We start from the raw sequence: 25,768 nt of genomic DNA, 5'->3' as shown, positions 1-25,768 counted from the left end.
TTAACCGAGCTTCATATATAAAGACTAAATTTATGTAGACATCCAACTTAATATTTCTCAATTTTTGGAATTACAGCTAAGCTTATAGTGTTCAACTCATGGAGGAGAAGAGCATGGCAACCCCACGTAGAAACTTAATTAGCGTTTCAAACACGCCTTATTATCACTGCATTTCACGCTGCGTTCGTCGCGCTTTTTTGTGCGGGCAAGACCCACTAACTGGTCGTTCATATGAACACAGGCGCGATTGGGTTGAAAAGAAACTACTTCAACTTGGTCGTATATTTTGTATTGATGTTTGTGCTTACGCAGTTATGAGTAACCATACTCATCTAGTACTTCATATTGATATAGCAAAAGCAAATCGTTTGAATAATAAAGCAATTCTGATTAGATGGCACAAGTTATTTAAAAGTACATTCCTTTGCCAACGATTCTTAAATGGCGAATTGCTAACAAAAGCAGAGCTTTCTGCGATTAATGCCAGAGTAAATTTATATCGAGAGAGGCTCAGTAGCATCAGTTGGTTTATGCGCGTTCTTAATGAGAGTATTGCACGACAAGCAAATCAAGAAGATGAGTGCAAAGGACGCTTTTGGGAAGGTCGCTTTAAGTCACAAGCATTACTTGATGAAGCAGCTCTTGCAGCTTGTCTTGCGTATGTTGAGCTAAACCCTGTAAGAGCGAAAGCGGCTGATTTACCTGAGCAATCTGACTACACCAGTATAAAAACACGCATTGAGTCAGCTCAAAATAATAAGCAACCAAAATCACTTATGCGCTTTGCAGGTAAACCACGTAAGCATATGCCTAAAGGTCTGCCATATGAGCTCAAAACATACCTGCAACTCGTTGATTGGACTGGTCGCTCAATACGAGAAGATAAACCAGGGAAAGTCCCAGAAGATGCGTTACCAATACTTAAAAGACTAAACATTTGTACAGAAAACTGGCTTACACTCACCACTTCCTTTACCCGCTCATTTAAAAATACTGCAGGTAAAGAACAAGCAATCACAGCTTACACAAATCACATGAAACGAAAACGGAGAAGCTCTATAGCTAAGAGCCAAGCTTTGTTTTGTTAATCTATTAAAACTACAAAACAATACTAATAAATAGCTATTGATATAAATAGAAATATCGACGTTCTGAAATTACTTATGATATAAATTAAATAGCTAATTTTTCAGACAGAGCAGTAATTAAGTACCAACTCCCTACTTTCATCTAGCCGAGATAAATCTCAATTATGCGATACTGCACTCATATCAATAAATAAAATGGGTGTCTTTATTGTTTATGTAAAAAATGGATGTCTCTTTAATTACATTTTATATTCTTAGAAAAAAGTGGGTGTCTAATTATATTGTCAAATCACTAAACAACACCTTGCTTTAACATTGCATCTGCAACTCGTTCAAACCCTGCTATATTCGCACCAAGCACCAAGTCGTGTTCAATAGAGTACTGCTTGGCAGTAACTGAAATAGTATTAAAAATGGATTTCATAACTTGCTGAAGTTTTTCATCAACTTGCTCAGATTGCCACTTTTGCATACTGGCATTTTGAGCCATTTCGAATTGGCTCGTCGCCACACCTCCAGCATTTGCGGCTTTGCTTGGCCCTAAGTAAACGTTGTGCTCTTTGAAAATCTTCATTGCTTCAGGTGTAGTTGGCATGTTGGCACCTTCGCACACAGTCAAACATCTGTTTTCTACAAGAGCTTTAGCATCACCTTTAGTAATTTCATTTTGAGTCGCATATGGCAAAGCAATGTCTGCTTCATATCGCCAAACTTGATGACCGTCAGTTGGGTATTGATTGACAGGTGTGAACTCAGCATCTTTATGTTCATTCAAATAATCTCTAAGCTCAGCACCACGTTCACTTTTAAGATGCATCACTAATTTTACGTCAAGCCCATTCTTACTATATAGCGTGCCCTTCGAATCGCTACAGCTAAGAATCACAGCATCGTACTCATCAAGCTTTTTCATCAGATAAAGTGCAACATTACCAGCACCAGACACTAAGCACCGTTTTCCTGTTATAGAGTCGCCTTTCGCATCTAACATAGCACTTAGAAAGTAAGCAACGCCGTATCCTGTTGCTTCTGTTCTTAAAGAAGAGCCATTTAATGATTCAGGTTTTCCTGTTAAAACGCCACTAAATTGGTTTGTGATCCGCTTGTACTGCCCAAACAAATAACCAATTTCTCTCGCCCCAACGCCAATATCACCAGCAGGTACATCTGTATTAGCACCAATATGACGGAAAAGCTCAGTCATGTATGACTGACAAAAACGCATAATTTCATGGTCGCTTTTGCCTTTGGGGTTGAAATCAGCACCACCTTTACCACCACCTAACGGTAAACCTGTCAATGCATTTTTTAAGACTTGCTCAAAGCCCAAAAATTTAACCACACTTTGGTTAACGCTGGGGTGAAATCGTAAGCCGCCCTTAAAAGGACCTAACTATGAACTAAATTCAATTCTAAAACCACGATTAACCTGAACATTTCCAAGATCATCAAGCCAAGGAACCCTAAATATGACTTGCCTTTCTGGCTCTACTAATCGTTCAACAATAGAGTTTTTTTGATACTTATTATTAATCTCGAGATATTGATTAATCGAAGACAGAACCTCTTCAACAGCTTGATAAAACTCCGTTTCATTTGGATTAGAACTCTTTACTGATTTTAACACTTGCTCTATGTATTCCATCACTCATTCCTCTTCAAGCTGTTGAAAATAAGATTCATACAAATTAAACTAATTTACGTAAAGAATCGATCACTCTTACCTAATCGTAAACACCATTGGCTGCTCACTATCATTTTTCCAATAATAACGTAAAGGCTCACTCTGAGTGTCATAAAACCACACCTCGGCCACCAGCTCTAATCCACTGTTAGCTAACATTAAACTAGATGACAGCTTGCTCTGTACCAATGGTGCACGAAGCAAACACTGGTTATAATCGGCTTTATCGTCGTCGCCTTTAAGACATATGTTTAAAAAGGCTCTGGTGTCACCAATATTCAAATCTACATCTACATCGAGCTCTAATTTACTACTTAAATTAAACTCAGGAGCAATCGTTAAATCATTCATCGTCTCAGGATCCACGCCAGTAGCCGGAGGTGTTGTCTCAGGTGGCGTTGTATCTGTTGTAGGTGCTTGCGTTACATTTGTTCCAGCACTTTCCGTTGCAGAGTCGCCTTCACCACCGCCACCACACGCAGCTAACATTAAGCTTATGATCACTAAAGTATAATGTTTCATAATTATTCTCCTCTTGAAATCACGTTAGCAGGCTTAGCATTGTTGAACCACATTGGCTTTTCTTGCCCTTTTGATTCTGCAAATGCTTTAAAGTCGCTGTATGCATGGGTAATATCTACCCCTTCTTTAGGGTGAGCCCAAGAAGTACCTACTTCAATTGCCCAAGGTAGACCTGTTTCGGTTTGGAAGTAAAAACCCTGCGCACTGTCAGATGCATCATCAGACTCTGCGAAAGAAAATAGTTGCATATCAAATTTTTCTGTCGGCTGCTGATTCTTAAGGTGAACCTCCCAGCTTCTAGGGTCTTTACCAACCAAGGCTTCACCATGATAGTGTCCATCAGCTGCAAATATGAAAGGATCTAATGTGTACTTAGGTGCATCAGCGGTCGCTGTACCTGGTAATAAATCAATAAACAATGAAAACGTGACTTTACTATTGCTATCACAACCCGTCTCGGTTCTAAAATAATTACAATTAGACTGTTTATCAATGTAATCCCAAGTATCAGGCATAATCACGAAAATAGCATCTTCAGTATTTTGCTCTAAGATCTCGTGCGTTTGTTCAAGACCATTAATCAGTAAACTAGTTTTTTCAGCATTAATTTGGCTACGTAAAATGCGTTTATCATTTGAACCTTCCACAGTCTCATATAACCTAACTGCAAAGCCATTATGAAAATCAGCACCTATCCCAACTAGCTCACCTTCTATTTTGTAACCTGTAGCCACACCATTTTGATCTATAATTGTAGTTCGATAGTTTATAACTAAATCATTGAAGTCATAATCTCCAGAAAATGGCCATTTATCCTCAAATGCAAGTGTTACCCAGCTATTTTCTCCTGGGTAAACTAGGCTTCCCAATGTTGTTACAGAGTAATCTTCTACCTCCCCACCAATAACACCACCAGTTGCTGTAATTGGATTGGTTTCACTACCATCAGTTACACGAAAGCGAGACCAGGTTGTTCCCATAACGGCATCATCTGGAACATTAACCAAAATGCTATTATCGCCTTGGTTTAACCGATATTTAGACACCGTAATTTCATCCGCATCAAATTGGTAATTCTGATCCCAATCAAACCATGCGTATAGATATGTCTCGTCATTTGCAGAGGTAACAATAATTTGACTGGTATTGCCTGCTACCAAATCAGTGACGAACTTAACGCCGTCATCTGATTGATCATCAGGTGTTAAAAGTAAGTCTGAACGTGTATTAATATTCTCGCCATCTACTGTAGCACCTAAGTAAACCAAATTAGTTTGATCTGCATTTGGGTCAAATAAATGTCTTGCGCCACTGTCTTCGAGTGAGGTTTGATAAGGAGCAGGTGCATCACCAAAATCGATTGAATTATCCGTTACCTTTACCTCAGCAATTGCGCAGCGTGCACCATCATTTTGATTTGATGTAGGCCCTAAAGTAAACACCGCAGCAGTTGGCGTGTAACCGTTTACAGGGCTAATGCTAAGGTCTACTTTGTGTATTTTACCGCTTCGGTTATTACTAAAATAAAACTGTCCTTTTACATCAAAATACCCAGCACCATTCGCTCCGGTATCACCAGCTATATCTAAGTTCGCCACAAAAGTGGGTGTCTGATTATTAAGATCTATTTCGTATAAGTCGCCATTTGATTCAACTGCATACAAAAGGTTGCTATTAGGATGAAAAGCAAAATCATAAATAGCTAACCCCCAGCTAGCTGAACCCGCAACTAAATCAGCTTGATATTCATCAGCAGGCTCTGTCAAATCAATACCGTACAATCCGAATTTGGGATGATACAAATAATATACCGCCTGATTAGTTTCACTATTTACATGGATGTCACCCACATAGAAGTTAGTATCAGGCAGACCGTTAACCACGAGTCGTTCTAGTTGATAATCATCACCAATTTTGACAACACTCTTAGGGCTTTGCTTACTAAAGCCATACATATATTGGTCTTTATAGTTAAAACCCACAGCATTTACGCTTTCATTGTTTGTTTCGTCACTAAAGTTTAATGACGGTGCTAATACTGTCGCTTTAGCAGAGACCAAATCAATTCCAAACATTTGTGCAGGTGTACCTTGTATTAGAAATGCTTTACTTGGGCATTCTTCAAACGGAGCTGCGCTTACATAACTAGTGGCAAGCACTGATAAAAGACAGACGGGTATTTTGCTTTTCATAATTACACTCTCCTGTGGTTATGTAATTATTTAAAGCAGCAATTGTTCCAAAATATAACTCATTAAAAAATAAGGTTTTAAATATTTTTTGCAGATCCTTTTTGCAAGATGCAACCATCTATATCGCAAAATGCAATTCTTTTTAATCACAAAAAACAAATTTACTCAACACAAAAGCATGATGTGCTAGAATTGCTTCAGAAAAAATAATAATAAATGTTAAAAATGAACTTTAAAGCTCTTGTTATTCTGCTGTGTACCTTGTCATTTGCATCAATTGCGTCAACTTTACAAGGCCACATTGATGAAGCTAGAACAATAAGCGATTACCAAGAACGCTATAAATATTTAACAAATATAGATAAACGCCTTATTGAATCTGCCAGTTTTGCTGAGCGATTAAGCTTTAATGTTAGATTAATTCACGTTCATATACACCTAGGTCAGTTTCAACAGGCGCAAAACATAGTAGAAGAACTTGAGTCTTCTCCAAAATATAAAAGTGACTCCTCTATTTATAGCGAATTATATTTAGTCAAAGCTCGATTGGCATATAGTGCAAATAAATTAGAATCTGCAATTCACTTATCTCAACAAAATGTCGCGCTGTTTCAGCGTTTGCAACTCAGCGATTACGAAATTGATGCCGTTGCGAGCCTTGTCAGTGCTTATCATAATGCAGGTGAATATCAAGCAGCCTTGAACTTGCTTGAGGTTTATATTCACGACAACAATCGAGAATTAACCTTAAAGCAAAAAGAAATGCTCTACCATGGTTATTCGCGTAATCTTGAACAGTTAGACCGGTTAACCCTTGCCCTAGAATATAAGCTAAAACGCCGTGAAGTTATTCAGCAAATGTCGCCGTCTATTTCATTACAAGCAGGTATAAGTTATTCAATTGCCCAAAGTTATTTAGATTTAGAACAATACGAAAAAGCAAAGAGCGAGTTTATTACAGCCCTTAGTTTTGATAGGCAAACGGGTTCACTGTCTGATATCGGACATAGTTTAGTTAAGCTATCCCAATGCGAATATGGACTTAAAAACTACCCTGCAGCACTTGCATACGCACAAGAGGCTAAGCAGGTCTTCGCTAGTTATAACAGTACGCGAAATACTGCCTGGGCAAACCATAATATTGCGATAAATTTGCTCGAAATAGATAAACCTGACCAAGCATTAAGCATTGAAAAACAAGTGCTCATTGAACTCAAGCAAGACGATCACTTATATATAGATGTATTACTTACATTAGCTAAGCTGTACATTGGCTCTACTGAGCACGAACAAGCTAAACATTATGCTGAGCAAGCCTACCAGTTAAGTAAGCAAAAAAATAAGCTGCAAAAGCAAATCATTGCCCTAGAACATTTGATCACTGTGACAGAAAAACAAGCTGATTATAAACAAGCCCTGTCGTATCAACGTGCTATTACAGAGCTTGAAAAAGGCTTTGCCCGTAACAACTACAACCAGCGTTTAGCTGAGCTACAAAACTCCATTGCAATGCGCGACCGCGATTTAGCAATACAAGATTTAAAACTTCAAGACAATGAAAAAAGCCAAGCTATTGCCGCACAACGTCAAGCTATTTTATACAGCGTCTTATTATTTAGCCTGCTTTTAGCTGCAATGGGCATTGCTTTATTAAGAATAAGACAGAGAAAACAGCTTATTGAACAGCGCCGAAATTATCTGGATAAACAAATCAGTCAACGTAGTAAGTTATTATCACAAGTAGCTCACGAACTAAGTGGTCCATTAACAGGGTTGCGCTTACACCTTGAAACGCTTCAAGCAGGCCTAGCCCAATTTAATGAGCTTACTTACGAAAAACTTAACCAAAAAATCACCGACATGGCAACTTTAGTGACTGATTTAAATAAAATTTCACTTTTAGAACAAAGCAGCTTTCAGCTCAACGTAACAACAATTAATGCGGCTGAGTATTTCCAAAGTTTACACGCAGATATGCTGATCCAGCTTGAAAAATTTGAAGTGACATTTACACAAAATGTTGCTGATGAACTAAGTTTTGAGTGCGATGCAACACGGCTTTCACAGTTATTTGCAAACTTAATCAGTAATTCGCTTAAGTACACAAATCACCCTGGTAAGATTAATTTGACGATTAGCCAAAACCAAACACAGCTTTTAATCTGCTATGAAGATTCATCCCCTGGCGTCAGCGACGAGAGTTTAGCAAAGATTTTTGACCATCTTTATAGAGTGCCTGACTTAAAAACAGTGAAACAGTCAGGTTCAGGAATTGGGCTTGCGATAGTAAAACAAATTGTCGAAGCCCATAACTGGCGTATTACAGCAGCTCATAGCGAACTGGGTGGTGTCCGCTATGACTTAACGATTGCTATTTAGCAGATTTGTCTGGCCATTCGAACGCGCCAACATCGCCAGGAAATACAACCGGTGATTCAATACCCTCTTTGTTTACAGCCGCAACACCAAAATAGTAGTTATCGATAACAACATTTTTAAGGGTTGCTTCGGTTACCTTCCCAACATCGCGGCTAAATTGCCATTGTGGCTCACTGGTATAACGCCAATAGATTTTATAACTGACCACCGTTGGATCATCACTTTTATGCCACGCTAATGTTGTACTCGGCTTTACGGCACCTGAAATACTAACACCCGTTGGCGGCGCTGGAGCCCACGCCATTGAAGCCATTGTCACTGCATTGAGTGACGTTAATTTCGCTGCATAAGCAAAATCAACATGGTCGATGGTGTCACCATAAGTAATACCATTTTCAGTACGTAAGTCTTGATGCTGTTGATTATAGTTTTCGTTTGTCTCCATAATACGCACAGCTGCAAAGCCAACATCGTTAAATGGACGATGGTGCCCTCCTCGACCAAACCGATCGAGTCGATATACCAACATGGTATCTAGATTCTCGATGTAACGATCTGCGATTGTATCTATGTAGCGCGCAAGGTTACGACTTGCTGAGTCAACCTCACCACCCGTAAAACGGCGTTTATGAGCCTGGTCTTTCGTTTCAATAACGCGTGTGCCTTCAGAGAAAATACGTGCAGTTGTGTTATCTGTTACACCATTAATGCCCGTTGAATTACCAATCATGTCATTGTTTAAAACACCATGAACACGCCAATCATGCTCTTGTGCATATTTAGCTAAAATTTTACCGCCAAACAAGCCTTGCTCTTCACCAGATAATGCTGCATAAACAATTGAGCCGTTAAATTTATACTTTGATAAAACTCGCGCCGATTCAAGCACGCCAGCCACTCCAGATGCATTATCGTTAGCCCCTGGCGCATCTGAGGTATAGTCCATAACATCAGACACTCTCGAGTCAATATCACCCGACATCATAACCATACGGTTTGCATCAACTTGACCACGCTGTATAGCCACAATATTGACCACGTCAACCGGGTTTGGAATACGCTTTTCACCGGAGATAGTGTCTTTTACCTCGATGATTTCTAGGCAGTTACCGCAAGCTTTAGAAATCGCCTCAAATTCAGACTTGATCCAACGTCTTGCAGCACCAATACCGCGCGTATCTGATTTCGTCTCAGAGAGAGTATGGCGAGTGCCAAAATCAACCAGCCTTTGAATATCTTGCTCTATACGTGTTTTAGAAACAGCACTTGCAATATCATGCAAAGCTTGTTGATCTTTATATTGAGGTGTTGTGGCATGAGCTGCCGAGACCAATAACAGCGATGAGCTAAACAAAGCACCCGTTGTTGTTATTTTACGCTTTAACATAGTTTCACTCCTTCAATGAATCATTAAAGGCTAACTAATATTTCATTTCGCGCAATAGTAATGCGTTAGAAAACAAATTAATAGGTTAAAACATTTTTCCGATAAAGCTATTAATACTATTTAATATTTTTAGTGCCTGATAACTTTATTCCCTCGTTATAAAACACCAAGCGATTACCCCCTTCATACTTAGCTTTGTACATAGCTTTATCTGCACACTGTATTAAGAATTCTGCATCACCATAATGCTCTGGAAATAGAACTGCACCAATACTTGGGGAATAACACAGTTCATCATCATTAAAAACTAAAGGCTTACATATTTCACGACTTAGTTTATCAGCAATTTTTATTACATCAGCTTTGCGTTTTACACTTTTTACAACAATTACAAACTCATCCCCTCCCAAACGCCCAACTATGTCGTCTTTATCCAATACATGGCGAATTCGCATGGCAATAGTTTTTAATAGCTTGTCGCCAGCACTGTGGCCGTGAATATCATTGACTTGCTTGAAGCCATCAATATCGATAAACAATACCGCAATAATTGCAGAAATAGTATTAGCAGTGGATAGTGACTCTTCTAGTTGGGTAATTAAAAAGCTACGATTAGGAAGATTAGTGAGTGGATCGTGCCCAGCCATGAATATGAGTTTTTGCTCAAGCTTTTTCTGTACTGTTATATCATGAGCAATCGCCACTCTGACTTGCTTTTCTTTTGACCAATAGACAGACCACAAAACATGGACCACAGTACCGTCTTTTTTCACCCACCGGTTTACAAACCTTGGATGTAGATTATCGGTCATTATCTGATTGATAGCGTTAATGGTTTTTGCTCTATCCTCAGGGTAAACAAAGTCTAACATCTTTTTGTTTATAGCTTCTTCGAGCGTATAACCAAATATGGTTTGAAAAGCTGGATTAGTAAACAGCAAGGTGCCTTTTACATCTACTACGCAAACAGCATCGAGTAATAGCTCAATAATATCTGACAAATAATCTGAGGTATTTTTGTTCATACGCAACTTTTAGGCTAGCACTATACTGAGTATAGACGAAACCTAACAAGTCACTGAAAGTTTAGACCTTAGGTGGATATAACTTTTTGCTAAGCCATGCAGATATGGCACTAAATATTGCGATACCAGTAAAATCTGCAATTAAATCAACAAAGTCGAATGTTCTCGATTCAATAAAAAATTGGCTTAGCTCTTCTATAATCACAAACGTACTCACAATCAACACAGCTAAATAAATAGGCCGTCCAGCAAGGTTCAATGTTTTAAACTTAAAGGCAAGGTTTATGAATAACGTAAGTAGTCCAAATAAGCAAAAATGCCCCAACTTATCACCGTAAGGAATGGCCGCAACGAGCTCGAAAAACACCGACTTTTGACCAGTATTGGCAAGATAAATAACCCAACCAATAAAAGCGAAAAAGCCGATAGCAATTAACACCAGAATACGTTGAAGCATCTTTTTATGGCGCCATATGTGAGGTTAAAAATAAAAATTGGTAGGCAATCACTTTATTCCAATAGTGCCAGTCATGAATACCCGGACGCTCAACATAGTCATGGCGGATGCGCATTTTTAACATCGCCTGGTGTAGCGCTCGGTTTTGCTCAATAAAAAAGTCATCAACGCCTATATCAAGCATAATAGGTAAGGTATCAGCGCCCTTTTTCCATGCCGTATTGCCAGCAGCAATTTTATGGAGGTTGTTAATAATGGCAATGCTATCCCATTTTTCTTTGTTTTCAGAGTAACTGCCGAGTACTTTTGCAAGGTCAAACTCTGCACTAAAGGGCCTAACATCAACCCCAGCAGATATTCCTGAAACTGCTGCAAACAGGTTTGGGTGATTTATTGCAATGTGCAAAGCACCAAAGCCCCCCATTGATAAGCCTGTGATTACACGGCCACTTTTAGACCGATTGGTCGAATATTTAGAATCAATATAATTTATTAAATCGTCTGCGATGTAGGTTTCGTATTGCGAGCTTTTATCGATATCAGAATCGAGATACCACGAACCGAAGTTGCCATCTGGGTTAACAATGATGACATCATATTGGTCTGCCAGTTTTTCAATGTTTGTAAGCTTAGTCCAATCGCTGTGATTGCCACTGTAGCCATGTAATACATAGATAACATTGTATTTTTTTGAGTCCTGATAGCCATCAGGTAATGTCACCGTTACGGGTTTTTCGATGCTGGTTTTTTTGCCCTTAAATATGTGGGTGTCGGTTTGGTAGGCACAAAGCGGTAAGCTAAAAACGAGGGACAGCGTACAAAGCAACTTTTTCATCATTAATTCCTTTTTCTTATTATATTTTCATTTCTTACACTAGATGTAAATAACTGAATAGTTGATAGATTTTAATCTTAGTTTTTAAATTAAATGAACTGCTAAAAAACCACTCAAATGGTATAGTAAGGCCACTTTGATTTTTAAAAAGCGTCGTCTATGTATCGTTTATTTGAACGGATGACTAATCCGTTTCCTAAAGAGCAACCCTCTCAGCCACCTAATAGCTTATTTGCTTTTTGCCGTCATTATACCCGTGGCATGGAACTTTCATTGCTGCTGATGTCGTTAAGTGCCGCAGCACTCGCTATTTTAGAAGTATCGCTATTTAGTTACATGGGCCAACTTGTCGATTGGCTTGGCGAATATACTCCTGATACCTTATTTGTTGAGCAGCAGGCTGAACTTACAAGAATGGCAATTATGTTGCTAGTCGTGTTACCCATTGTCGTATTTTTTCATTCAGCAGTGTTACATCAGGCGCTGCTTGGCAACTACCCTATGTCTATCCGTTGGTTAGCACACCGTTATTTGCTTCGTCAGAGTGTTAGTTTTTATCAAAACGAATTTGCCGGCCGTATTGCAACTAAAGTGATGCAAACCTCATTAGCTGTTCGTGAATCGGTGATGAAACTGCTCGATGTACTAATGTATATCGTGGTCTACTTTGGCGCCATGGTATTTTTGGTCGCAGAATCTGACTGGCGTTTAATGTTGCCATTATTAATTTGGTTAGTTCTTTATGCCGCTATTCAAATGTATTTTGTACCAAAGCTCAAGAAAGTAGCCAGCTCGCAGGCTGATGCACGCTCAGAAATGACCGGACGTGTAGTTGATAGCTACACTAACATTTCTACTATCAAATTGTTCTCGTACACACAGCGAGAAGAACAATATGCAAAAGATAGTATGGATGTGTTTTTACAACCGGTATATAAGCAAATGCGCTTAGTTACTAGCCTAAACTTCTCTATCAACACGCTAAATTACTTATTGGTATTTAGTATTGCTGCCCTCTCTTTATATCTATGGTCAATTAGCGCCATCAGTGTTGGAGCTATCGCCATTGCGGTGAGTTTATCACTGAGACTAAACGGTATGGCACAGTGGATCATGTGGGAGATCAGTAGCCTATTTGAAAACATTGGTACTGTTGCTGATGGTATGAAAACCCTATCAACGCCGATTGAAGTGGATGATAAAGAAAACGCAAGCACTCTTACTGTTAATGAAGGGTCGATAAGCTTTGAGAATGTGCAATTTAACTATGGTAAAGCTGCCAACGAGACCCTCCGCGGCCCTGTTATCAATGGCTTAAATTTAGATATTAAACCGGGTGAGAAAATAGGTTTAGTAGGTCGCTCTGGTGCAGGTAAATCTACCTTAGTGAATTTGTTACTGCGCTTTTATGATGTTGACTCAGGTACGATTTCTATCGATGGTCAAAACATCGCTGAGGTAAGCCAAGAAAGCTTACGTAAGCACATTGCGATGGTGACGCAAGATACCTCGCTGTTACACCGCTCAGTAAAAGATAACATTCTTTATGGCAGACCCGATGCTACTGAAGATGAAATGCTTGCGGCCGCAAAGCAAGCAGAAGCAATTGAGTTCATCGAAGACTTAGAAGACAGCAAAGGCAATAAAGGCTTTGCCGCACAAGTTGGTGAACGCGGTGTGAAGCTTTCTGGTGGTCAACGTCAACGTATTGCTATTGCACGAGTCCTTCTAAAAGATGCACCAATTCTAATCTTAGATGAGGCAACCAGTGCCCTTGATTCTGAAGTAGAAGCCGCAATTCAAACTAGCCTAGACGATTTAATGACCGGCAAAACAGTTATTGCCATTGCGCACCGCCTATCAACTATTGCGCAAATGGATAGACTCATTGTGCTTGATGAAGGTGGCGTGGTTGAACAAGGCTCACACGAGCAATTAATTGCCCAAGATGGTATCTATGCTGCCCTATGGTCACACCAAACAGGTGGCTTTATTGGCGTTGAGTAGCTAGGTTTTCAGTATTAAAAAAGGCATTGTATGAGCATTCATTCAATGCCTTTTATATATGTTAGCAATGCTGTTTAAATCAAACGTAAACCAATTAAAACAAGCATCACACTATTTGCCAAAGCAGCGATTAAAAAGAAATAGCTGCGTGGGCTTGGATTCTTCTCAGTTGCTACACCATAATACAGCAGCATATGAATGATCCTGGCTATCACATACAACCAAATACACAGTGCAAATGCACTACTGTTCAAGTTTAAAAAGAACCCCAGAAATACGCTACCTAAAAATAACGGGCTATTTTCTAAGGTATTCATAAATGTGCGATGTGAACGAAATACAAAGCTATCGTGGCTTAATGAATTATCGAGTTTACCAGGCACCGCATTGGGCTGTTTGGCTTTAGTGACAGCGGCAACCACCCACTGAATTGTCAGCATAATCAGATAAACATACACGGCCGCATATGCTGAAAGAGTAAGTTCAGGCATTTTCATTTCCTTTAGTTAAAAGCATATAGACTTACACTTTGCAAGATACCTACCAAGCCAAAACTTAAAGCAAACCATTGATTTTAGGTGCATTTACTTTAATTTCGTTATGCGTACTGTGCCATTACTACGTACTGTATATAAAAATTACAGTGTGGATTGGTCTAAGTTCAACTCGCTAACTTTAAGCGATTCACCTGTTTTACTTTACCCATACTAAGTCTGTCTATACTCTATATGGTCTGTTTTCTAAAACATTAGCTGTTTTGCTAATAGTTAATGTATAAAAATAATAATAAAAGGTTTTATTATGCGTTTAGGGCCCGGACTGCTAGTCACCGCAGCTTTTATTGGACCAGGTACCATCACCACGGCAAGTGTTGCAGGTGCTAATTTTGGCTTTGCTCTTATTTGGACGTTATTGTTCTCAGTTGTAGCGACGATTTTGTTGCAATCAATGGCTGCTCGTCTTGGTGTTGCTACAGGACTTGATTTAGCATCTGCACTCAGAACCACGATTCAAACACCGATTTTTAAAGCCCTGGCTGCCATATTAGTGATCAGTGCAATTGGTATTGGCAGTGCAGCCTATGAAGCAGGCAATCTGACTGGTGCCAGTTTAGGACTGCAAGAAATACTCCCTTCAGTGAGTCCACTACTCTGGACTCCCCTTATTGCGATTCTAAGTGCAGTGCTCTTGTACACTGGCAAACATAAAGTCATTGAGGGTGCGTTAATTGTTTTAGTAGTCTTGATGAGTTTAGTGTTTATTTCAACGCTGGTGATGGCGGCTCCGCCACTTGGTGAAGTGCTAAAAGGATTTATACCTAGCTTACCTGATAATTCAATTACCACGGTACTTGCCTTGATAGGTACAACCATTGTGCCCTACAACCTGTTTTTACACTCTGGGGTACTTGCAGAAAAACACGATAGTTCAAAAAATATCGACAAAGTAATCAAAGAAACAAACCTTGATACCGGTATTTCGATAACTTTAGGTGGCATAATCACGTTAGCTATCTTATCAACAGCCTCTGTGGCATTTTATGGTACCGATGCAGGTAAAATTTCAGCGGCCAATATGGCTGTGCAACTTGAGCCCCTTCTAGGTGGTATGGCTCATTATTTCTTTGCTATCGGTTTATGTGCAGCTGGGCTTACTAGCGCAATAACTGCACCGCTTGCGGGTGCTTACGCTGTTTGCGGCATGCTTGGTTGGTCAACACAAATGAGTGATACACGTTTTAAACTGGTTGCTATCACTATCCTTGTTTTCGGTGCACTGGTCGCATCGCTTGGGCTTGATCCGGTTGCGGTTATCATCTTTGCGCAAGCTGCCAATGGATTATTACTTCCAATTGTTACCTGTTACCTTGTTTGGTTAGTGAATCAAAAATCGGTGATGAAAGGATACACTAATTCGCTTTTACTTAACCTTGTAATTGTGCCAGTAATACTGCTTATATTTGGCCTTAGCCTTTATAAACTAAGCAATCTAATTTTTTAGCTTTTAGTTTGAAAATATGTATTAAAACAAGGCCGCAAATTTGCGGCCTTTTTATATGTTGAGCACTTATTTAGTATAAGCTCGTGGCATCGCTGAATCAGTTGTATAACGATCGCGTAGTTTGTCTTGACGCGCTTCGGTTGAAACCTCTTCACCGTTGATCCACATTTTGCTTACGTGTGAGTTAAGCTCAAATGGATCAGCAGACCACATAACTAGGTTTGCACGTTTACCTTTGGCAATTGCGCCTGAGTTTAAACCAAAAACATCAGCAATATTACTGGTAACTGCGCTAAGTGCACCTTGTTGGCTCATACCGTATGACACAGCATTACCTGCATCAAAACGTAATTGGTATACATTGTGGCTTGAGTCACCAGCAACACCAATAATGACTTTTACACCCGCTTTTTCAAGCTTACCTGCGTTAGCAAGATTTGCATGCATAGAGTCAAAACTACCCGGTAAGTTAGCCATAGAGCTGATGATCACAGGTACATCCGCTTTAGCTAGAGCATCCGCAACCACAACAGCATCATCACCGCCATGAATCACTAAATTGATGCCATAGGTTTCTTTTAACTTAACAAGTTCATAGATGTCAGATGCGCGTTGAACACTGGCAATCAGTGGCATATCACCAGCAAGCACAGCTGCTAAAACTTTTTGCTCTGTTGATAGCTCTTTTTTGTCATCTTTTTTAGCTGACTTTTCGCCTTCAAGCTTGTCGATAAGTGTTTTCATCGACATAGCACGTGAGCCTTTACTCTTTTCACCTAAATGAACAACAAGTGCAACTTGCTTTTTATTTACGCTTTCAAAGCTACCGGATAGATCAACTACAGATGCAAGACCTGCAAAGATACTGTCACCGCCGTTTGGTACAATTACATCTTGAGTAATACCGCCTTTGCGTGCATAAGGAATTAAGCTACTGCGTGGGTTGAACGCAAGGCTTGGATCAAAGTCAATGCCCGCTTTGTCATCACCACCATCACGCGAACCTGCAACAGCACCCACTTCGACTAAGCCTAATTGGTTCATAGTACCAATAAAGCCTGCAGTCACGATTTGGCCTTTTGCATCAATGGTTGTATCCGCGTTGACAGTCACGGGGTTAATAGCAACAATTTTGCCATCTTCAATAACAACGCTTGCGCCTTCAAGTACGCCTTGCTCTGTTGAAGTGTGTAGTGTTGCATTTACAATCGCTACCGATGCAGCACTTGCTGTCGCAGAAAATAAGCCAGCAGCAACAAGTGACAGCTTTAATGATTTAGTTAATTTTGTCATCAATGTTACTCCTATTTTTGACCTAGCATGAAATCACTTTGTGCTTGGTATTTATCATCGTTACGATCATAAACTTTGGCACCATCGATAAATACTTGTTCAGCTTTCGCATAAACACTGAATGGGTTTTGGTTCCAAATAACCACATCAGCTTGCTTACCTGCTTCAAGTGAACCTGTTTTATCATCAATACCTAGCGATTTAGCCGCGTTTGAAGTGATCCACTTAATTGCGTGTTGCTCAGAGATGTCGTAACCCACATCATTCGCGCGATACATCACTTTACCGGCTTCTTGATTTAAGCGTTGGATCGTTGTATCAGAATCAGAGTGAACAACGGCACATGAATTTTTAACAGCATCTACAATTGCTACGTTCTCTTGAACCATGTCGTAGGCTTCCATTTTAAAGCCCCACCAATCTGGCCAAAGTGCCGCACAGTTACCGTTTTCAGCAAGTAAGTCAGCAATTTTATATGCTTCAACACCGTGATGGAAAGTGCCTGAGTGATAACCAAACTCTTTACCGAGGTCGATCATCATGGCCATTTCTTCTGCTTTATAACAGTGGTTATGGATTAATATGTCACCTTCTAACACACCTGCTAGCGTATCTAGCTTGATGTCGCGGTGAGGTGCTGCAGGGTTTTTACCTGCGGCATAATCACTTTCATACTTATCCCATTCACGTTTGTATTCAGTCGCTTCAATCCACGCTGTGCGGTAGCCCGCCATGTTACCCATACGCGTTGATGGTAAAACACCTTTGCGGCCATAAACACGTTTCGGGTTTTCACCACATGCCATTTTTAAACCATATGGTGCTTCAGGAAACTTCATACCTTGCATCGTGTGCGAAGGAATATTTTTAAGCGTTACACCGCGGCCACCAATTAAGTTTGCTGAACCTGGTAGAATTTGTAATGACGTAATACCGCCTTCACGAGCACGGTTAAAGCCAGGATCTTGCGGCCATACTGAATGCTCAACCCATACTTCTGCAGTCACAGGGCTGGTCATTTCATTACCATCTTGGTGAGATGCCACTGATGGAGTTGGGTATGCACCTAAATGTGAATGCACGTCAATAATACCCGGTGTTACCCATTTGCCTTGTGCATCAATTGTTTTATCAGCTTGAACAGATAGGTCTTTACCTACTTGTTGGACTTTGCCATCAACAAAGAATACATCTGCGTCGTCTAAACGCTCACCTGTGCCGGTTAAAACAGTGGCATTAGTGATTAACGTACTTTGTGATGCAAGTGGCTGATAAGTGCTTGGGTATGGGTTTTTGTTAATTGAGACTTTTGGATCTTGTGGGCCATTGTCTTGACAACCCGCTAACGCGACACCAAGCGCCATAACCAACAAGGATGGTGCAAATTTTTGCATTCTTACGTTCCTCTTTTTTATTATTTAATTACTTTAACTAATTGTTAATTCTAATGCGAGTAAACGAGGCCAGTCACCAATATTCAAGACGAATAACCAGCCTCACAGAGCACTATTTCTTTATGTAGTTGTTATATAACTGCTCTAACGCACCTTCGGTAGTTAAGCTCGGATCCTTGTTGATAAAATGTTTCACAGTTCGAGTTACAAAGTCTGAGTTTTGCTTGTGCTGCTTGGCAAAACTTTTAATCAGTGAATCTGCATCGTTAGCTGCGGTTATTTTTTCGTGTCGATGGCGGTATTGACTCAATGCACGGTTAAAATCACCATTATAATCTTCGACCACCAGCTTATAGAATTCTGTTCTGTCGACTTGTAAATCATTAATGCAGTAATTAAGCGCGTCTTTAAAGTCATAAAAGACTTTGCCTTGCACATCAAATTCGGCACGTTTCTCGCGAATAGTGACACTGGCATCTTCAGTTGCATAACTATAACCTTGAAATGCTAATCGCTCTGCCGCCTCTGCACCTAACTTCATGCCTGCTTTAATACTGTGCACAAACTCATCACTCATATCGTGAAGTTCACTTTCATGCCACATGTGATAAATTCTCAGCGCTTTTGCATATTTTGCAGAAAGTTTCTTTTTTAGCTTTGTCACTCGCCCATCAATAGTTAGCACTCGTTCGTTATGCAGTAATGCAAAGCACTCATAACATGCTGGAATTGATATAAATTCGGCCTCTTCGCCTAAATCTATAATGCTTTGCAGCATATGCAGTGGCGGACAAAAATCTCGCTCAGTTGCTTCACAACCACAATAAAAACATTGATTAAAGTGTTTTGATTCAGATGCATAGGCTTGTTGATAATAGCCTGCTAATTTTGTGGTCACTGATGCTCCTTATACTCTGATTAGCCTTTTAAAGAAAAGCTAGAGTTAATACTTAAATGTAACAGCCACGTAAATATCAAGTCTTAAATACGAGCTAATACAGGATTTTTAAAAATTAATTAAAAAATTTTAAGGCTAATTGTGTCAACATTCACACTTTAAAATAGCACTTATCAAGCGGTTAGTTTTGTTTGTTCACATCTACATACTTACTTACATCTTGTCGATTTTCATTAACAGCAATTGTTTTTGTTTAGCGTAATACTTTAAATGTGCCCAGCAAACAGGAAGTGTGCAGTATCCATAATAGCCAGGTCGCACAAATGTTACGTTATAGACAACAACTGGAGAGAAAGATGAATACGTTAACTACAGCACTAGGTACAGCAATAATTTTAGGTTCTTCACTAGCAGCAACTGATGCAAGTGCAGCCCAATTTGTCGCAGCAGATAACTCAGTTGGCACTCAAGCGTGTATGGCTATTGCATCAAATAAGCCACTCAATGTAATCGGAACTATGCGCGATTTGCGCTTAAGTAAACGAGTAATGACAGAAAAACTATTTTGCAATGATATGCCAACTAATCAGTTTGTTAGCACTTATGGGTTGCATAACTCTGCGAAATACTTAAATTTTGACATAGCAACAAAAACCAGTATTCAAGATATCGCTAACGTATCTGATGACACTGTGATTGTAATTGCAGGCTCAAAATAATGATGAATACACAGTAGCAGGTCTTTGAAGGCCTGCTACAAATTCCTTCTTCATTAGACTAGCGCAGCTATCAGGCCAAATAAGCCGCCAAACACCCCACCCCAAATTACTAACCAACCTAAATGTTCTTTGATCATGGTTTGAATAATATCTTTTACCATGGTTGGCGTAAGCTCATTCAAACGCTCATCAACTAAACGCTCAACTGTACCGTGTAATGAGCCACCAAGATGAGAGTTGGCAAATAGCTTTTCATCAAGAATGGTTTTAAATTCGTCGCTCTTTGAAATATCAATCACCGCTGCTTTCATTTTTTCAATGAAAGGCTCTCGCATTGGCTCCAGCGCATCACGGCCGCCAAACATCGACAGCATGCCACCAAATTGAGAGTTTTCGATAACCTCAATTAAAGAGTCATAAGCCGGACTTAAATTAACTTCACTGATCACAGGCTCTAAATCAATATTTGGCTTAGCGAGCGCCATGACCTGATCGATTTTCTCTTCGGCGAAGAACTCGGTCATTATCAGGTTACGAATAGCCACTTTAAAAGACGCAAACTTTAGAGTGATAACCCCTGAACCGTATAAAAATGGTACTTTTTCGAATAGCATGTGAATAGCAAGCCAGTTAGTTACTGCGCCCGATAACGCAAATAAACCAACAGAAAGCACAATTGCTTGTTCAAATAAAAATCCGACTAATACTAAGGCAAGCGCCACTAAATTAGTAATGAGACTTTTATTCATCTGACCCCTCATAAATACTTCGATAAACTTTAACAATATTAACGCTATGGGTTTGTTAATTCATCGTCTTTTTGCCATAGTTTAATTATATGGTTAAAAGGTGAACAAAATTATGTGGAATTCGGTGAATGAACAGATTAGCCAAGCGATGCATTTTGATTTTAAGCATACCTTTAAGCGCCAATTACAATCACCCAATAACGATAAATACTTCCAAATTGGCGATGATTTACACCACTTCTTTGTGAAAGTCGCTCATTTAAGCGATCTGGAGCGCTTGGAGTGCGAAGCCTTTAATCTAGAGCTGTTAACTCAAGAAAGCCTATTTATGATCCCAGATTGCATCACCACAGGTTGCAATATTGAGTTTTCATTTATCGTGCTTGAATGGTTAGAGCTAGATAAACAGCCTCATACCAATTGGCATGAAATGGGAGAACACCTTGCTCATTTACACCAAAAGCATACCCAAGCCATGTTCGGCTTAGATAACGACAACTTCCTTGGCCCTACTCTACAACCAAATCGTTGGCACAAAAAATGGGATGTATTTTTTGCTGAAGAACGCATTGGTTGGCAATTGCAGTTATTACAAGAAAAAGGCATTGAGCTTGTTAATCAAGACACCTTCATCGCTTTTGTTAAAGACGCACTGCGTAGCCATGTTGTAGAGCCTTCGTTATTACACGGTGATTTTTGGCGTCGAAATATGGGCTTTTATAATAATGTACCCAGTGTATTTGACCCTGCTTGTTATTATGGTGATCGGGAATGCGATATCGCAATGAGTGAGATTTATGCACCACTTCCCGATAGCTTTTATGACGCCTATAACGATATCTACCCATTGCAGGTAGGCTACGAGCAACGTAGAGCCATCTACCAACTATACCCTATGCTCAATAATGCCAATATCTTTGCAGGGCACTATCTTACTGAAGCAAAACAACAAATTGATCAGCTCCTGAAATAAGCTAAAAATCACTGTAAAAGGAATGTCACAAACCGCTAAACACAGCTATATTTAGCTTATAAAGCGTATTAATAAAGATGCTAACCGAATTGGTAGCACTACGCTTAAATAAATTCGGTTAGTGAGTTATATCAATCTAATTAAATCTAGATTCATTTTTGATGAGTTAGGGTTTAATGAAGATTGCAATTTAACGAACTCAGGCATGCCTGATTAAGGTAAAAGCTGATGAAAGACCAATACACACAACGGATTTCATGCCCTCACTGTGGCCACCACATTCACGTAGCACTTGATGCAAGTGACGGTGATCAAGATTACTATGAAGATTGCGCAGCATGTTGCAATCCCATCCATTTGAATATGCATATCGATTACGCACACAACAAACTCGAATTACATGTCGATAGTGACGACGAGCAAATTTTTTAATTTGCTCGTTTTATATGTCCTTCTTGCGATAGATAATTTTCGACCGTGTTGATAATGGTATAAGTTTGCTGATCGACTTCGATATTTAACTTATCCCCTTCGCGGTAGTTATCGAGATTGGTAATAGAGAGTGTTTCTGGGATCAGGTGTAGCCAAAAGCCCTGCTCATCAACTTCACCTACAGTGAGGCTTGCCCCGTTAACGCTGACAAACCCTTTGTACAGCACGTATTTTTGCCACTCTTTTGCTAATGCTAATTGCATTTTACAGTTGTCTTGATGGTGTTTAATTGAAAGTATCTCGGCCATACAATGAATGTGGCCCGATACGATATGCCCGCCCAGTTCAGTCCCAAAAGTCACTGAACGTTCAAAATTCACCGTATCATTGACAGCCAGCTTACCTAGGTTGGTTAACTTCAATGTTTCATCAATCACATCAAAATTTATAACACAGCACCCTTGAGTGTCTGATGCAAACTTCACCACGGTTAAACAACAACCATTAATGGCTATGCTAGCGCCGATATTCAGGTTTTCAGCGTATTGCTGTTCTACTTGTAAAGCTAGCCTTAGTACACCGCCTTGGTTAGTAGCATCAACCACAACGGCTTGCGTTTGCACAATTCCAGTGAACATCGCTTTCTCTTTTCTTCATTAAATAGATAACTGCGATTTTTATTGATCTATGAATAGATTACAATGGCTGTCTGTTTATTTAGTTGTGTATTTTATGTCTTTTTGTAGTTGGGAAGCCAAAAGGTTAATTTCGTTAGCCATTCCTGTTTTTTTGGCACAGGTAACCCTTATTTTAATGACGGTTGTAGATACCGTGATGGCAGGCCAAGTAAGTGCAACAGACTTGGCAGCACTTTCTATTGCAACGGGTATTTGGAATCCGTTAATGCTTGCATTGCAAGGCATATTATTGGCGTTAACGGGTATCATAGCGCAGTTTGCTGGTTCAAACGATAAACAAGGTATTAGCCACTACTTTCAACAAGGTCTGTATCTGGCGTTAGTACTTGCCATAATCGGTTTAGGGCTGGCAAGCCTTGCTGATACAGTGCTTAGTCAATTAGACACCTCACAGTCTATTACCCACTTAGCTGAGCAATACATTCATTTTGTTAAATGGGGTATTTTTGGTTTTTTACTTTTCAGTGTGTACCGCAATATCACTGAAGGTATGGGAATGACCAAACCTGCTTTCTACATTAGCTTAATTGGCTTAGCGGTCAATATTCCTGCCAATTACGTATTTATACACGGTAAATTAGGTTTTCAAGCCTATGGTGGCGCGGGCTGTGGTATTGCCACGGCGCTGGTATTTACAGCAATGGCGTTAACTCAGGTTATTTATTGTCACTTTAATAGAAAGATTGATGCCAAAGCATTATTAGCAAATTTTAGAGCGCCAAAGCCCGCTACTTTATGGACTATCACCAAAGTGGGTATTCCAATTTCATTAGCTACTTTTTTTGAAGTTACGCTATTTGCCTGTATTCCTTTGTTTATAGCGCACTTAGGTGCTGTTGCTGTTGCCGGTCACCAAATTGCAGCCAGTGTGACGACTTTATTGTTTATGATGCCGTTGAGCCTCTCAATTGCGATTAGCATTCGAATAGGCAATTTATTTGGCCAACAACATTATCAGCAGTTAAAAAATGCCGTTAAAACGAGTTATATTCTCGCGGCAATTATTGCTTTTTTACTGGCAAGTGTGACCTTTTTTGCTCGAGATATTATAAGCCAATTGTATTCTGACAACCCTGAAGTATTAGCTCTTGCTTCTTCAATCATGGTACTTGCTTGTATCTACCAGTTACCAGATGCCCTGCAAGTTTCTGCCAATGGTATTTTACGTGGATTGAAATACACGGCACCAATTGGTTATATCACCTTTGTATCCTATTGGTTGATCGGCTTTGCGCTTGGCTTCGTACTTGCTCGTACAGATTTAATTGTTCCAGCACTGGGCCCTCATGGCTTTTGGATAGGCATTATTGTGGGGTTAAGTGCCGCAGCAATTATGTTGATGTTCACGGTTCATAGGCGATTTAAACATGCACCTTTTTTGCAAAACCAATAGCCTTTTAAACTCTATCATCGCAACAGCGTGCGTGGCACTTATTGCCTGCACGCCCTCTTCCGGTGATGTAAATCACACCTACGCGCAAAGATTAGAAAACGTGCTTAAAACCGAAAGTTTTAAGCTATCTAAACCAAGTACAATAACTGTTAACCACTTTACTGAAAATACTGAAGATAAAGCAACCATTGGTATGCTTGAACTTGCCCAGTTACGACAGTGTAAACTTGCAACCCTTATTGCTGAGCACAATAACCAGCTTGGCAAAACTGCAACGCCTGCTAACATTCTTAGTTATCAAATTAAGTTTATTCAAAGCGCAAAGGAGTGCTTAGAAAGCTTTGAAGAACAAGATGAGCTATTTGAAAAAATAAAACTCACCGCAATACAAAAGCAAGCAAACCTTGCTAACTACTTTAGAGCTATGCTGCTCAACGAAAGCGAGTTTAAGCAAAGCTGGCAGCTAAGCTCGACACACATTGATGAAAACACCGCAGGTTTTAGCGAAACCGTGAGCGCGATGGAGCAAATTGCTAAGTTAAACAATCAAATTAATACCGGCAAAATAAACGCTATAGAGCCAGAGCAAATCATCAACCAACTCGAAGTATTAAATCGTTTTAAATACAACAAGCTACTCATTTCTGCGGCTCGTGTGCAAACACATTACAACCAACAATTAACAGCGCTGCTCATGAAGTATTCAAAAGATGATCTCTGCCCTGCAAACAAGAATAAACAAAAAGCGCAAACGCTTAGTAATGTTTTTAAAAAGTTTTATTTAGAGCAATTACAGCCTTATCAATCATTCTTAGTGGGTCGATTAGAAACTCTACAACCTCTTTACCAGCAAATATGGCGTGACACCGAATTGGCCCAGTTTGTAGATAGCGACAGTAATGACGCAATTTTACAAAGTCTTAAGCACTCTGCGAAAAGGCATGTTGCTTGGTGGCAAGGTTTTTACAGAACGTGCGAAATTAGTCCGTTATGAATAAAAAACCAGCACTTAGCACAAAAATAGCTAAAGCTGCTTGATTCACACAACCAGTCGCTATATATTAGCCTCCGTTGTTTAGCCATGCTAACGACAGTTTTAAATCAAAATACAACCGTAGCTCAGTTGGTTAGAGCACTACCTTGACATGGTAGGGGTCGGTGGTTCGAATCCACTCGGTTGTACCATGATTTAGGTATAACCAAAGGAAAGAGCACTACCACTCTTAATGGCCCGGTCCAAAGGTCGGTGGTTCGAATCCACTCGGTTGTACCAATCTTGATTTTAACATCTCAGTACGACCGTAGCTCAGTTGGTTAGAGCGCTACCTTGACATGGTAGAGGTCGGTGGTTCGAATCCACTCGGTCGTACCAATTATATCTTTATTGCTTCTTAGTAATTCCTACAACTTCTATTAATAAATATACTAATTTAAAAAGTTTCACTCAGTTGGTTAGAGCACTACCGCTCTCTATAACCCACGCCAAAATCAGTGGTTCGAATCCACTCGGTCGTACCAATTTTTAATGTTCCAAATTTAAAACATCTGTAGCTCAGTTGGTTAGAGCACTACCGCTCTCTATGACCCACGCCAAAATCGGTGGTTCGAATCCACTCAATCCACTCGGTCGTACCAATTCTTA

General features: G+C 39.8%; 21 protein-coding genes, 2 tRNA genes and 1 pseudogene. 11 read left to right on the top strand and 13 right to left on the bottom strand.

Annotated elements, in window-relative coordinates; genetic code table 11:
- Positions 1–113 precede the first annotated feature (113 nt).
- Positions 114–1,088 (top strand): transposase, encoded by a 975-nt coding sequence (locus IMPJCBKJ_RS09680; protein WP_166340037.1) that lies wholly within the window; start codon positions 114–116, stop codon positions 1,086–1,088.
- 292 nt (positions 1,089–1,380) lie between these two features.
- Here the strand turns inward: IMPJCBKJ_RS09680 and gdhA are convergent.
- The 3 genes and pseudogenes from gdhA to IMPJCBKJ_RS09665 form a co-directional block, all read right to left on the bottom strand.
- Positions 1,381–2,733, bottom strand: a pseudogene (gene gdhA, locus IMPJCBKJ_RS09675) (NADP-specific glutamate dehydrogenase).
- 75 nt (positions 2,734–2,808) lie between these two features.
- On the bottom strand, positions 2,809–3,294 hold the full coding sequence (locus tag IMPJCBKJ_RS09670) for a hypothetical protein (RefSeq protein ID WP_054554751.1): 486 nt from the start codon (positions 3,292–3,294) through the stop codon (positions 2,809–2,811).
- Between the two features lie 2 nt (positions 3,295–3,296).
- On the bottom strand, positions 3,297–5,486 hold the full coding sequence (locus IMPJCBKJ_RS09665; protein WP_166340035.1) for an LruC domain-containing protein: 2,190 nt from the start codon (positions 5,484–5,486) through the stop codon (positions 3,297–3,299).
- 225 nt (positions 5,487–5,711) lie between these two features.
- Here IMPJCBKJ_RS09665 and IMPJCBKJ_RS09660 point away from each other — a divergent pair, with 225 nt between their 5' ends.
- The gene (locus tag IMPJCBKJ_RS09660; RefSeq protein ID WP_166340033.1) at positions 5,712–7,865 is read left to right on the top strand and encodes an ATP-binding protein; all 2,154 of its coding nucleotides are present in this window, start codon (positions 5,712–5,714) and stop codon (positions 7,863–7,865) included.
- Here IMPJCBKJ_RS09660 and IMPJCBKJ_RS09655 read toward each other — a convergent pair.
- From IMPJCBKJ_RS09655 to IMPJCBKJ_RS09640, 4 genes are all read right to left on the bottom strand, one after another.
- Positions 7,858–9,252: a M28 family metallopeptidase gene (locus IMPJCBKJ_RS09655; RefSeq protein WP_166340031.1), complete on the bottom strand. Its 1,395-nt coding sequence runs from the start codon at positions 9,250–9,252 to the stop codon at positions 7,858–7,860. The two genes, IMPJCBKJ_RS09660 and IMPJCBKJ_RS09655, sit on opposite strands and share 8 nt — an antisense overlap.
- 116 nt (positions 9,253–9,368) lie before the next feature.
- Entirely contained in the window at positions 9,369–10,277 is a 909-nt protein-coding gene (locus tag IMPJCBKJ_RS09650) for a GGDEF domain-containing protein (RefSeq protein WP_166340029.1), read from the bottom strand.
- Positions 10,278–10,338: 61 nt separating this feature from the next.
- Positions 10,339–10,734, bottom strand: a complete 396-nt coding sequence (locus tag IMPJCBKJ_RS09645) for a VanZ family protein (RefSeq protein ID WP_166340027.1) — start codon at positions 10,732–10,734, stop codon at positions 10,339–10,341.
- Between the two features lie 4 nt (positions 10,735–10,738).
- Positions 10,739–11,572: an alpha/beta hydrolase family protein gene (locus tag IMPJCBKJ_RS09640; protein ID WP_240921022.1), complete on the bottom strand. Its 834-nt coding sequence runs from the start codon at positions 11,570–11,572 to the stop codon at positions 10,739–10,741.
- Between the two features lie 156 nt (positions 11,573–11,728).
- Here IMPJCBKJ_RS09640 and IMPJCBKJ_RS09635 point away from each other — a divergent pair, with 156 nt between their 5' ends.
- Positions 11,729–13,576 (top strand): ABC transporter ATP-binding protein, encoded by a 1,848-nt coding sequence (locus tag IMPJCBKJ_RS09635; RefSeq protein WP_054554743.1) that lies wholly within the window; start codon positions 11,729–11,731, stop codon positions 13,574–13,576.
- Positions 13,577–13,650: 74 nt separating this feature from the next.
- Here IMPJCBKJ_RS09635 and IMPJCBKJ_RS09630 read toward each other — a convergent pair whose 3' ends face one another.
- Positions 13,651–14,067 (bottom strand): MAPEG family protein, encoded by a 417-nt coding sequence (locus IMPJCBKJ_RS09630; protein ID WP_054554742.1) that lies wholly within the window; start codon positions 14,065–14,067, stop codon positions 13,651–13,653.
- 310 nt (positions 14,068–14,377) lie between these two features.
- Here IMPJCBKJ_RS09630 and IMPJCBKJ_RS09625 point away from each other — a divergent pair, with 310 nt between their 5' ends.
- Complete coding sequence (locus IMPJCBKJ_RS09625) at positions 14,378–15,577, top strand: Nramp family divalent metal transporter (RefSeq protein ID WP_138601855.1); 1,200 nt, start codon at positions 14,378–14,380, stop codon at positions 15,575–15,577.
- A 66-nt stretch (positions 15,578–15,643) separates the two neighbouring features.
- On the opposite strand, the gene IMPJCBKJ_RS09620 is transcribed toward IMPJCBKJ_RS09625, so the two are convergent.
- From IMPJCBKJ_RS09620 to IMPJCBKJ_RS09610, 3 genes are all read right to left on the bottom strand, one after another.
- A complete protein-coding gene (locus IMPJCBKJ_RS09620; RefSeq protein WP_166340025.1) occupies positions 15,644–16,870 on the bottom strand; it encodes an amidohydrolase family protein in 1,227 nt (408 codons plus the stop codon).
- An 11-nt stretch (positions 16,871–16,881) separates the two neighbouring features.
- The gene (locus IMPJCBKJ_RS09615) at positions 16,882–18,264 is read right to left on the bottom strand and encodes an amidohydrolase (RefSeq protein ID WP_054554739.1); all 1,383 of its coding nucleotides are present in this window, start codon (positions 18,262–18,264) and stop codon (positions 16,882–16,884) included.
- A 112-nt stretch (positions 18,265–18,376) separates the two neighbouring features.
- Positions 18,377–19,162, bottom strand: a complete 786-nt coding sequence (locus IMPJCBKJ_RS09610) for a hypothetical protein (protein WP_138601849.1) — start codon at positions 19,160–19,162, stop codon at positions 18,377–18,379.
- A 356-nt stretch (positions 19,163–19,518) separates the two neighbouring features.
- On the opposite strand from IMPJCBKJ_RS09610, the gene IMPJCBKJ_RS09605 reads away from it, so the two are divergent.
- Positions 19,519–19,881: a DUF3718 domain-containing protein gene (locus IMPJCBKJ_RS09605; RefSeq protein WP_166340023.1), complete on the top strand. Its 363-nt coding sequence runs from the start codon at positions 19,519–19,521 to the stop codon at positions 19,879–19,881.
- A gap of 53 nt (positions 19,882–19,934) precedes the next feature.
- On the opposite strand, the gene IMPJCBKJ_RS09600 is transcribed toward IMPJCBKJ_RS09605, so the two are convergent.
- Positions 19,935–20,630, bottom strand: coding sequence for a hypothetical protein (locus IMPJCBKJ_RS09600; protein WP_063704977.1), 696 nt, complete (start codon positions 20,628–20,630; stop codon positions 19,935–19,937).
- 112 nt (positions 20,631–20,742) lie between these two features.
- On the opposite strand from IMPJCBKJ_RS09600, the gene IMPJCBKJ_RS09595 reads away from it, so the two are divergent.
- Both IMPJCBKJ_RS09595 and IMPJCBKJ_RS09590 read left to right on the top strand, forming a co-directional pair.
- Positions 20,743–21,603, top strand: a complete 861-nt coding sequence (locus IMPJCBKJ_RS09595) for a fructosamine kinase family protein (protein WP_138601845.1) — start codon at positions 20,743–20,745, stop codon at positions 21,601–21,603.
- Positions 21,604–21,831: 228 nt separating this feature from the next.
- Positions 21,832–22,035 (top strand): CPXCG motif-containing cysteine-rich protein, encoded by a 204-nt coding sequence (locus IMPJCBKJ_RS09590; RefSeq protein ID WP_054561385.1) that lies wholly within the window; start codon positions 21,832–21,834, stop codon positions 22,033–22,035.
- On the opposite strand, the gene IMPJCBKJ_RS09585 is transcribed toward IMPJCBKJ_RS09590, so the two are convergent.
- Complete coding sequence (locus tag IMPJCBKJ_RS09585) at positions 22,032–22,673, bottom strand: riboflavin synthase subunit alpha (protein WP_138601843.1); 642 nt, start codon at positions 22,671–22,673, stop codon at positions 22,032–22,034. The genes IMPJCBKJ_RS09590 and IMPJCBKJ_RS09585 overlap by 4 nt on opposite strands.
- Positions 22,674–22,767: 94 nt before the next feature.
- Here IMPJCBKJ_RS09585 and IMPJCBKJ_RS09580 point away from each other — a divergent pair, with 94 nt between their 5' ends.
- From IMPJCBKJ_RS09580 to IMPJCBKJ_RS09565, 4 genes are all read left to right on the top strand, one after another.
- Positions 22,768–24,126 (top strand): MATE family efflux transporter, encoded by a 1,359-nt coding sequence (locus tag IMPJCBKJ_RS09580; RefSeq protein ID WP_166340418.1) that lies wholly within the window; start codon positions 22,768–22,770, stop codon positions 24,124–24,126.
- Positions 24,101–25,120, top strand: a complete 1,020-nt coding sequence (locus IMPJCBKJ_RS09575) for a DUF3080 family protein (RefSeq protein ID WP_166340021.1) — start codon at positions 24,101–24,103, stop codon at positions 25,118–25,120. The genes IMPJCBKJ_RS09580 and IMPJCBKJ_RS09575 overlap by 26 nt, the downstream gene beginning before the upstream one ends.
- 114 nt (positions 25,121–25,234) lie before the next feature.
- A tRNA-Val gene (locus tag IMPJCBKJ_RS09570) sits at positions 25,235–25,311 on the top strand.
- A 110-nt stretch (positions 25,312–25,421) separates the two neighbouring features.
- A tRNA-Val gene (locus IMPJCBKJ_RS09565) sits at positions 25,422–25,498 on the top strand.
- The last annotated feature ends 270 nt before the right edge of the window (positions 25,499–25,768 follow it).

It is taken from the genome of Pseudoalteromonas sp. MB47, from assembly GCF_011319765.1.
In the GTDB taxonomy this organism is placed as follows: domain Bacteria; phylum Pseudomonadota; class Gammaproteobacteria; order Enterobacterales; family Alteromonadaceae; genus Pseudoalteromonas; species Pseudoalteromonas simplex.
This window is presented reverse-complemented; position numbering and strand designations above follow the sequence as displayed.